Below are 8,862 nucleotides of genomic sequence, written 5' to 3'. Positions count from 1 at the left end.
GGCTGGAAGCTGCTGACGAAGGGAACGGCCACGAAACCTGCGCCGACGGCGCCTGCGCAGCCCGATGCAATGATCCAGGTGCGCTTGCCACCGTCGATCTTCTGGTCACTCATTTAAGTCCTCGGACGAGACGCAAGAGGTCAACCCGCAATTCTAGCGGAGGCGTCAAGCGCGACCGGGCACGCTCGCCCGGCTTGACTTCCGGTGGACGCCGGGAATACTCGCAAGCCGGCCCACGCGGGCATCGACACGCGGGAGGAACGCGCATGGCCTGGGTCGGGGAGTTCAAAGAGTTCGCCTCGAAGGGCAGCGTGGTCGACCTCGCCGTCGGCGTGATCATCGGTGCGGCCTTCGCCAAGATCGTCGACTCGCTGGTGAAGGACATCATCATGCCCGTGGTCGGCCGCATCTTCGGCGGACTCGACTTTTCCAACTACTTCCTGATGCTCGCACCGCCGCCGGCCAGCTACGGCGGACCGATGACCTACGACGCGCTGACGAAGGCCGGCGTGCCGCTCCTGGCCTACGGCAACTTCCTGACGGTGGCCCTCAACTTCCTGATCCTCGCCCTCATCATCTTCATGATGATCAGGCAGATCAACCGCCTGCGCCGGGCCGAGCCGGCCGTGGTCGCGATCCCCGAGGACACCGTCCTGCTGCGCGAGATACGGGACTCGCTGAGGCGCTAGGGCGTGCTGACGCGATGGGAGGGTTCGCGCCACGCCGACGGAGCGTGACGCAGTGCCGGGCCCGGGCCTCGTCTTGGGCTCATACTAGAAGCAGGTACGCCCATCCGAGGTGCTTCTTGCGCGCCGCTGACACCCAGCGCGGCTCTTGCCCGAGATGAATCCCATCGAACCACGCGTGCAGGCCGCCCTCGATGCGGCCACGAACCAGATCCGGACCGCCGCCTCGGCGGCGGCGATGCGCGTGGCCGAGCACCTCAGCGCGCTCGCCCAGGCCGCGACCCGGATCAGCGAGCGCGACCAGCTGATCGCCACCCAGCAGGAGCTGCGCCGCAACCTAGGCGCCTTCCAGGGCGCCCTGCACGAAGCGCTGCGGGAACGTGTCGCCAAGGAGGTGGCGCCCCGCGTCGACACCAAGCGCAAGCTGGAATCGGCCGACTGGCAGACCCTCAGCCTCGTCGACGAGAAGGAGGTCGAGGAGCAGATGAACTTCGTCCGCCTCGGCCAGATGATCTCGCACGAGTGCGAGTGGCAGCTGCGCGAGCTGGCCGCCTACATGGGTGCGCTGCTCGGCCTCGGCCGGGCCGACGACGAGCGCAACCCGCTGCGTGCCGAGGTCGTCGGCGCTGCCCTGCACCGCGGCATCGAGGCCATCTCCGGCGAGCGCGAGAGCCGCCGCATCCTGGCCCGCGAGCTCGGCCATGCCATGGCTCAGGCGATGCCGGGCTGCTACGCGGAGATCCTGGCGATGCTGCAGGAACGCGGCATCCGGCCCGTCAACCTGACGGTGCGCACGGTCGAGGGCCCGGGCAACCAGCTCGGTGCCGGCAACTCAGGCTACGCCAGCCTGCCGCGCGACGGCCGCAGCTCGAGCCGCAGCGGCTACGGCGAGCTCGCGGAGCCGCTCGACACCGGAAGCGACGCGGACCTCCTCGCCGCGCACCGGCGAGCGCTCGCCACGGCCTTTCCCGGGCGAAGCCCGCCGCCCGACAGCACGCGCGGGCCCCCCGCCGATTTCCGCACGACGCCTTCGCGGGCGCGCATGACCGCCGAGGCCGACGAGCAGCTGATGACCTTGCTGCGCCGCCTGAGCGTCGCTGCGAGCCGTTCCGGCGAGCTCGATGCTGCCAGCGTGCGCAGGCCGCCAGGGGCGCGCGGCGCCGCCCCGCCGGGGCGTTCCGGCGGCCTGGTGCCCGCCGGCTTCAGCGCCAGCGGCGGCAGCGGCGTGTCGGGAGGCGGTGTCGAGCGGCTCGGCGCGCTGGCACGCTCCGGCGGCGGACCGGACTCGCGCGGCGGCGTGCCTGCAGGCGACAGCGGCGGCTCGCCCGGCACCTACGGCGACGGCCTGACCGGCCTGATGGCGGTGAACCTGATCCGGGCCCACCGCGAGGAGCTGATCCAGGCCTCGTCCGGCAAGCTCGATCACATGGTGATCGACGTCGTCGGCAGCCTGTTCGACCAGATCCTGTCCGACTCGCGGGTGCCGCCGCAGATGGCGCGCGAGATCGCCCGGCTGCAGCTGCCGGTGCTGCGCGTCGCCCTCAACGACCCGACCTTCTTCTCCACCCGCCGCCATCCGGTGCGCCGGTTCGTGAACCGGATCGCGTCGCTGGCCTGCGCCTTCGACGACTTCGACAGCGGCCCGGGCGCGCAGTTCCTGCAGCGCGTCAGGAAGCTCGTCGACGAGATCGTGCAGGGCGACTTCGACCAGATCGAGCTCTACGCGGAGAAGGTCGCCGAGCTCGAGGGCTTCATCGCCGAGCAGAGCGAAGGCGAGGTCAAGGCCTCGGGCGCCGTGGGCACGCTCGAGGCCAAGGAATCGGAGCTGCGCATCCAGCAGCGCTACATGCTGCACCTGCGCGGCGCGCTCGGCCTGCTCTCCCTGCCCGATTACCTGCAGGAGTTCCTGGCCCAGGTCTGGAGCCAGGCGCTCGTCCTCGCCACCCGCCGCGACGGGCCGGACTCCGACCGCGCCAAGCGCTATCGGCGCGTCGGCACCGACCTCGTGATGAGCATCCAGCCGAAGGGCTCGCCGACCCTGCGCAAGAAGTTCCTCATGCAGCTGCCGCCGCTGATGAAGGACCTCAACGAAGGCATGAGGATGATCGGCTGGCCGGAGGCAGCGCAGAAGGAGTTCTTCGGCAAGCTGCTCCCCGCGCATGCCGAGTCGCTCAAGGGCCAGGCGATGTCCGAGCTCGACCACAACCTGCTTGCGAAGCAGGCGGAGTCGGTATTCGCGGCGCCGGTGCCAGCGGTCGAGAGCTTCATGCGCTCGGAGCCGGTGCCCGACGTGCCCGCCGAGGTGATCGAGCGCCGCTTCAGCGCCGACGAGGCGCTCCAGGTCGGCTTCGTCGCCGAGGCGTCGGTCGACTGGTCCGGCGAGGTCAAGAGCGGCAAGGAAGGCGAGCCGACGCTCGGCGGCGGCTTGCAGCCGGCCGAACCGGTGACGCCGTCGATGGCCGCCGAGATCGACCCCGACGCCAAGGCGCAGCTGGGGGACACCACGGAATCGGGGGAGCCGGGCGAGCCGACGCGCGGCGCGCAGCTGATCGAGCACATCAAGCTCGGCTTTGCCTACCAGATGCACTTGAAGGACGAGTGGCAGAAAGTCCGCCTCGCGCACGTGAGTTCGGGGCGAAGCTTCTTCGTCTTCACGCGCGGCGCCAAGCACCAGGAAACGATCTCGATGACCTCGCGCATGCTCGCGCGCATGTGCGAGACCGGGCGCTTCCGCGCCGTCGAGAGCGCCTACCTCATGGAGCGCGCCACGCACCGGGCCCGCAAGCAGCTCGCCGAGCTGAACGCACCGACCAAGCACTGACCGGCGAGCCGGACCCGCCGGCAGCCGCGCCTCAGCCGGTCGCCGCAGACAGGCGCCGCGCCATCCGCACCGCAGCGGCCAGGCCGGAGGGGTCGGCGGCGCCGGTGCCGGCGATGTCGAACGCGGTGCCGTGGTCGGGGCTGGTGCGCACGAAAGGCAGGCCCAGCGTCACGTTGACGCCCTCCTCGACGCCGAGATACTTGACCGGAATCAGGCCGTGGTCGTGGGTCATGGCGACGACGACGTCGAACTCGCCCGGATGCCCGGCGGCATGGCGCGCGCGCATGAACACGGTGTCCGGCGGGAACGGCCCTCGTGCGTCGATGCCCTCGGCGCGTGCCGCGACCACCGCCGGCCCGACGATGCGGATCTCCTCGTCGCCGAACAGGCCGCCCTCGCCGGCGTGCGGGTTCAGTCCGGCCACGCCGATCCGGGGCCGGGGGATGCCGAAGCGGCGCGCCGCCGCGTCGGCGATGCGGATCGTCTCGAGCACCGCGTCGTAGGTGACGGCGTCGATCGCCGCGCGCAGCGACATGTGGATGGTCACGAGCACGATGCGCAGCTCGTCGCTGGCCAGCATCATGCGCACCGGCGGCAGGCGCCCGCCCCCCGCGACGAGGGCCTGCAGCATCTCGGTGTGCCCCGGGAAGGCGACGCCGGCGGCGGCGAAGGCCTCCTTGTGGATCGGCGCGGTGACGATCGCCGCCACCTCGCCGTCCAGGGCCAGGGCGACGGCGCGCTCGATGCAGCGCGCGGCAGCCGCACCGGCGCGGGCGTCGACCCGGGCGAGCGGTGCCGCGAGCAGGTCGGCCGGCAGGCCGGCCACGGGCAGCACCGGCAGGCAGTCCGGCGGCGCCTCGGCGGTCGAGGCGACGTCGTCGAGCGCCACGACCGGCAGCATTCCCCCGGTGAGGGCCGCGGCCCGGCGCATGACGCCGACGTCGCCGAGGACGAGGCACTGGCGCGACGCCGGCGTGCGGAAGAAGCGCGCGACGATCTCCGGGCCGATGCCGCAGGCATCGCCCATGGTCAGCGCGATCGGCGGCCGCGTCGGGTAAGCCATGCACCATTGTCGTCGCCGACCGGCGTCGATAATGCGTCGAACTCTCCCGTGACAGCGATGCGCAAGGCCTGGCTCCTCTTCTCGCAGACCGTGACGGTCGCGGTGGCGATCCTGTTCGTGGTGTCGACGCTGCAGCCGACCTGGGTGCCCTGGCGGCAGCAGGCCACCGCCTCGGCGCCGACGATCGTCCCCTTGCCGGCACCGGCGCAGAGCGTCTCGATCCTCGGCAACCCGAACGCGCCGACCAGCTACAGCGAGGCGGCACGGCGCGCCTCGCCGGCAGTCGTCAGCATCACCGCCAGCCGCATGGCGGCGCGCGATCCGCGCGCCGACGATCCGGCGTTCCGCTTCTTCTTCGGCGACCGGGCACGGCAGCCCCGCGAGCGCCAGGTCGGGCTCGGCTCCGGCGTCATCGTCTCGCCGGCCGGCTACCTGCTCACCAACAACCACGTGATCGAAGGCGCCGACGACGTCGAGGTGGCCCTCGGCGACGGCCGCACGGCCCGCGCGCGCACCATCGGCGCCGATCCGGAGTCGGACATCGCCGTCCTCAAGATCGACCTCGACAAGCTGCCCGTCGTCGCCTTCGGCGACGTCGACAAGCTGCAGGTGGGCGACGTCGTCCTGGCCATCGGCAACCCGTTCGGCGTCGGCCAGACGGTGACCTCGGGAATCATCAGCGCGCTCGGCCGCAACGCCCTCGGCATCAACATCTTCGAGAACTTCATCCAGACCGACGCCGCCATCAACCCCGGCAACTCGGGAGGCGCCCTCGTCGACACCAGCGGCAACCTGCTCGGCATCAACACCGCGATCTTCTCGCGCAGCGGCGGCAGCCTCGGCATTGGCTTCGCGATCCCGGTCAGCACAGCTCGGCAGGTGATGGAAGGGCTCATCAAGGAGGGCCGCGTCACGCGCGGCTGGATCGGCGTCGAGCCGCGCGACCTGACCCCGGAGATCGCCAGGACGCTCGACCTGTCCGTCAAACAGGGCGTGCTCATCACCGGCGTGGTGCAGGGCGGCCCGGCCAGCGAGGGCGGCCTGCGCCCGGGCGACGTCGTCCTGCGCATCGAGGGCACGACGGTGACGAGCACGCCGCAGCTGCTGAACGCCGTGGCGGCGCTGAAGCCGCGCGAGGCCGCGACCATCGGCGTGCAGCGGGGCGACACCCGGCTCGAGGTGAAGGTCACGGTCGGGCAGCGCCCGCCGTCGCGGCCGGTGCAGCCCGAGCGCTGAGCGCCCGCTTCAGCTCGTCGTCTTTTCCTCGGCCGGCGCCTGGGTATGCTTGATGAAGATCGCCGCCGCCCAGATCCCCACCTCGTAGAGCAGGCACATCGGGATCGCCAGGGCGAGCTGGGAGACGACGTCCGGCGGCGTCAGGATCGCCGCGATGATGAAGGCGAGCACGATGAAGTAGGAGCGGAATGCCTTCAGCTTCTCGATGCTGACGATGCCCATGCGCGCGAGCACGACGACGGCGATCGGCACCTCGAAGGCGGCACCGAAGGCGATGAACATGGTCAGCACGAAGCTGAGGTAGGCCTCGATGTCCGGCGCCGCGGTGATGCTCTTGGGCGCGAAGCTCTGGATGAAGGTGAAGACCTGGCCGAAGACGAAGAAATAGCAGAAGGCGACGCCGAGGAAGAAGAGCAGCGTGCTCGAGACCACCAGCGGCAGGACCAGCTTCTTCTCGTGCGTGTAGAGGCCCGGCGCGACGAAGGCCCAGACCTGGTACAGCACGACCGGCAGCGCCGCCAGGAAGGCGGCCATCAGCGTGATCTTGAGCGGCACCAGGAACGGCGAGATCACGTTGGTGGCGATCATCGTCGTGCCCTTGGGCAGGTGCTGCACCAGCGGCGCGGCAAGCAGGTCGTAGAGCTGGCCGGGGCCGGGCCAGATCGACAGCACGGCGAAACAGACGCCGATCGCCAGCGCGGCCCGGATCAGGCGATCGCGCAGCTCGACGAGATGGGAAACGAACGGTTGCTCGGTCCCCGCCAGCTCGTCCGGATCCTTGTCGGGGGCGCTGCTCACGCCGGCGCGCGGGGCGGCCTGAAGCGCGCCACCCGCGCCGCACCCGACTGCGCCCTGGCCCGGATGCCGTTCTTCTGCTTGTACCACTGAGGCATCGCGCCCCGCTTCAGGCGCCAGTTCTTCTTCGGCCGCGTGTACTGGGGCTGCGGCGTCCAGCCGACGTGCTGGCCGCTGTTGGCCGGCAACTCGTCGGCCGGCGTCTGCCAGGCGGCGTTCAGGTCCGCGGTAGTCTGGTTGACCTCGCTCGAGACGGTCTGCTCGACGTTGCGGGCGGCGTCCTCGAACTGCGTCTTCATCTTCTTGAGCTCTTCGAGCTCGATGGAGCGGTTCACCTCGGCCTTGACGTCGGCGACGTAGCGCTGCGCCTTGCCCAGGAGCGTGCCGACGGTGCGGGCGACACGCGGCAGCTTCTCCGGACCGATGACGATCAGGGCAACGGCGCTGATCAGGGCGATCTTGTCGAAGCCGAAATCGATCATGCGGACGCGACCGGAATCAGGTCTTCGTCTTCGCTTCGACGTCGACGGTGCCCGGGTCGAGGGTGCGCGCCGTGCCCACCTGCTGCGTCGGCGCGGCCGGATCGGCCGGGCTGGCGGTGCCGTCGCGCACGCCGTCCTTGAAGCCCTTGACGGCGCCGCCGAGGTCGCTGCCCATGTTCTTCAGCTTCTTCGTGCCGAAGATCAGCACGACGATCAGCAGCACGATCAACCAGTGCCAGACACTGAATGAACCCATGATTTTCTCCGGTGAGGAATGACGGAATTCTAGGTCAGCCCTTCAGCCACGGCCGGGGACCGCCCATGACGTGCACATGGAGGTGCGGTACTTCCTGGCGACCGTCGGGACCGGTGTTGACGAGGGTCCTGAAACCGTTCGTCACACCGTGCTCGCGCATGAGCCTGGGCGCCAGCGCGAACATGCGGCCGAGCAGCCCCGTGTGCTCCTCGGTCGCATCGTAGAAGCTGCCGATGTGCGCCTTGGGAATCACGAGCACGTGGACCGGCGCCCAGGGCTGGATGTCGTGGAAGACGAGGATGTCGTCGTCCTCGTAGGCCTTGCGGCTGGGGATCTCGCCGGCGACGATGCGGCAGAAGATGCAGGTCGGGTCGCGCTGCATGGCGGCTTCAGGTGGGCATCGGCCGGCCGTCGTTGAGCGCCAGCCATCCGCGCACGACCCGGTACAGGAACCAGATCGACACCGCCATCCACGCGAGCAGCCCCGGCAGGAACAGGAGCAGGAACAGCGGCGAAGTCAGGAGGTAGAGGCCGGCGGCCCAGAGCACGCTGCGGATGCGCCAGCGGAAGTGCGACTCCTGCCAGGTGCCGGCGGCGTCGCTGCGCTTGACCAGGTCGAGGATGAAGGCGGCGATGAGGAGCAGCACGCCGGGCTGGAAGCCCGGCACCACCGCGCCCACAGCGACGATCGCGTGCAAGGCATAGCTGATGTGCCCGACCGTGCGCAGGTTGCGATCCGAGTCGGTGGTGACTTCGACCACGTCGTTCATGTGCCGTCCCTTTCCCTGTGTTGCATCTTGCGGGCCGCGAACTCCTCCAGCCCTGAGAGCCCCTCGCGGCGCTCGAGTTCAGTGAGCACGTCGGCCGGCCGCAAGCCGTGCGCGGCCAGGGCGATCATGGTGTGGAACCAGAGGTCGGCGACTTCGGCGACGATGCGCCCGGCCTCGCCGTCCTTGCAGGCCATGACGACCTCGGTCGCCTCCTCGCCGATCTTCTTCAGGACGGCGTCCGGCCCCTTGGCGAACAGCCGTGCGACATAGCTGGTGGCCGGGTCGCCCGCGCGCCGGGCCTCGATGACGCCGGCCAGGCGCGCCAGCGTGTCGTTGCCCTGTGCAGCGCCGGTGTTCATCGCCGCCCTACCTGTAGATCCGTTCCGGATCTTTCAAGACCGGGTCGACCGCTTTCCACCCATCGCCCTCGAGGCGCTGGAAGAAGCACGAGTGCCGTCCCGTGTGGCAGGCGATCGACGCCTCCCCCGCGGCCTGGCCGGCCTGCTCGACGCGCAGGAGCACGACGTCGTTGTCGCAGTCCAGGCGCAGCTCGCGCACCTTCTGCACGTGGCCGCTCTCCTCGCCCTTGCGCCAGAGGCGCTGGCGCGAGCGGCTCCAGTACACGGCCTCGCCGAGCTCGGCCGTCCGCTCGAGGGCGGCGCGGTTCATGAAGGCGACCATCAGGACGTCGTTGCTGCCGACCTCCTGGGCGATCGCCGGAACGAGGCCGTCGGCACCCCACTTCACCTCGTC

The 8,862-nt window shown here is 70.3% G+C and carries 11 protein-coding genes and 2 pseudogenes; 3 read left to right on the top strand and 10 right to left on the bottom strand.

Annotated elements, in window-relative coordinates:
- A partial coding sequence (locus AC30N0_RS17980; RefSeq protein ID WP_489519259.1) for a ubiquinol-cytochrome c reductase iron-sulfur subunit N-terminal domain-containing protein occupies window positions 1–113 on the bottom strand: 113 nt, incomplete at its 3' end.
- A gap of 153 nt (window positions 114–266) precedes the next feature.
- Here AC30N0_RS17980 and mscL point away from each other — a divergent pair.
- Both mscL and AC30N0_RS17970 read left to right on the top strand, forming a co-directional pair.
- Window positions 267–689 carry a large conductance mechanosensitive channel protein MscL gene (gene mscL, locus AC30N0_RS17975; protein ID WP_489519257.1) on the top strand — a complete coding sequence of 141 codons (423 nt, stop codon included), beginning with the start codon at window positions 267–269 and terminating at the stop codon, window positions 687–689.
- Between the two features lie 154 nt (window positions 690–843).
- A complete protein-coding gene (locus tag AC30N0_RS17970) occupies window positions 844–3,507 on the top strand; it encodes a DUF1631 family protein (protein WP_489519256.1) in 2,664 nt (887 codons plus the stop codon).
- Between the two features lie 31 nt (window positions 3,508–3,538).
- On the opposite strand, the gene pdxA is transcribed toward AC30N0_RS17970, so the two are convergent.
- Complete coding sequence (gene pdxA / locus AC30N0_RS17965; protein WP_489519255.1) at window positions 3,539–4,570, bottom strand: 4-hydroxythreonine-4-phosphate dehydrogenase PdxA; 1,032 nt, start codon at window positions 4,568–4,570, stop codon at window positions 3,539–3,541.
- Between the two features lie 57 nt (window positions 4,571–4,627).
- Here pdxA and AC30N0_RS17960 point away from each other — a divergent pair, with 57 nt between their 5' ends.
- Window positions 4,628–5,806 carry a S1C family serine protease gene (locus AC30N0_RS17960; RefSeq protein WP_489519258.1) on the top strand — a complete coding sequence of 393 codons (1,179 nt, stop codon included), beginning with the start codon at window positions 4,628–4,630 and terminating at the stop codon, window positions 5,804–5,806.
- 9 nt (window positions 5,807–5,815) lie between these two features.
- Here the strand turns inward: AC30N0_RS17960 and tatC are convergent, their stop codons facing one another.
- From tatC to hisI, 8 genes and pseudogenes are all read right to left on the bottom strand, one after another.
- On the bottom strand, window positions 5,816–6,604 hold the full coding sequence (tatC, locus tag AC30N0_RS17955; RefSeq protein WP_489519254.1) for a twin-arginine translocase subunit TatC: 789 nt from the start codon (window positions 6,602–6,604) through the stop codon (window positions 5,816–5,818).
- Window positions 6,601–6,741 (bottom strand): annotated as a pseudogene (gene tatB, locus AC30N0_RS17950) (Sec-independent protein translocase protein TatB); the annotation flags it as partial. The pseudogene tatB (AC30N0_RS17950) and the gene tatC, both read right to left, overlap by 4 nt.
- A gap of 110 nt (window positions 6,742–6,851) precedes the next feature.
- Window positions 6,852–7,083 (bottom strand): annotated as a pseudogene (gene tatB, locus AC30N0_RS17945) (Sec-independent protein translocase protein TatB); the annotation flags it as partial.
- Window positions 7,084–7,099: 16 nt separating this feature from the next.
- Window positions 7,100–7,339, bottom strand: coding sequence for a Sec-independent protein translocase subunit TatA (gene tatA / locus AC30N0_RS17940; protein WP_489519253.1), 240 nt, complete (start codon window positions 7,337–7,339; stop codon window positions 7,100–7,102).
- A 34-nt stretch (window positions 7,340–7,373) separates the two neighbouring features.
- Window positions 7,374–7,721 (bottom strand): histidine triad nucleotide-binding protein, encoded by a 348-nt coding sequence (locus AC30N0_RS17935; protein WP_489519252.1) that lies wholly within the window; start codon window positions 7,719–7,721, stop codon window positions 7,374–7,376.
- 7 nt (window positions 7,722–7,728) lie between these two features.
- Window positions 7,729–8,109 carry a DUF4870 family protein gene (locus AC30N0_RS17930; RefSeq protein WP_489519251.1) on the bottom strand — a complete coding sequence of 127 codons (381 nt, stop codon included), beginning with the start codon at window positions 8,107–8,109 and terminating at the stop codon, window positions 7,729–7,731.
- A complete protein-coding gene (locus AC30N0_RS17925) occupies window positions 8,106–8,468 on the bottom strand; it encodes a phosphoribosyl-ATP diphosphatase (RefSeq protein ID WP_489519250.1) in 363 nt (120 codons plus the stop codon). Before AC30N0_RS17925 ends, AC30N0_RS17930 begins: the two co-directional genes overlap by 4 nt.
- Window positions 8,469–8,475: 7 nt before the next feature.
- Window positions 8,476–8,862: phosphoribosyl-AMP cyclohydrolase (gene hisI / locus AC30N0_RS17920; protein WP_489519249.1), on the bottom strand; the 387-nt coding region annotated here is incomplete at its 5' end.

Source organism: Rhizobacter sp. (genome assembly GCF_031412495.1).
Taxonomy (GTDB): Bacteria; Pseudomonadota; Gammaproteobacteria; order Burkholderiales; family Burkholderiaceae_C; genus Schlegelella_A.
The sequence above is the reverse complement of the archived record's forward strand: the minus strand, read 5'-3'. Positions and strand labels throughout refer to the sequence as shown.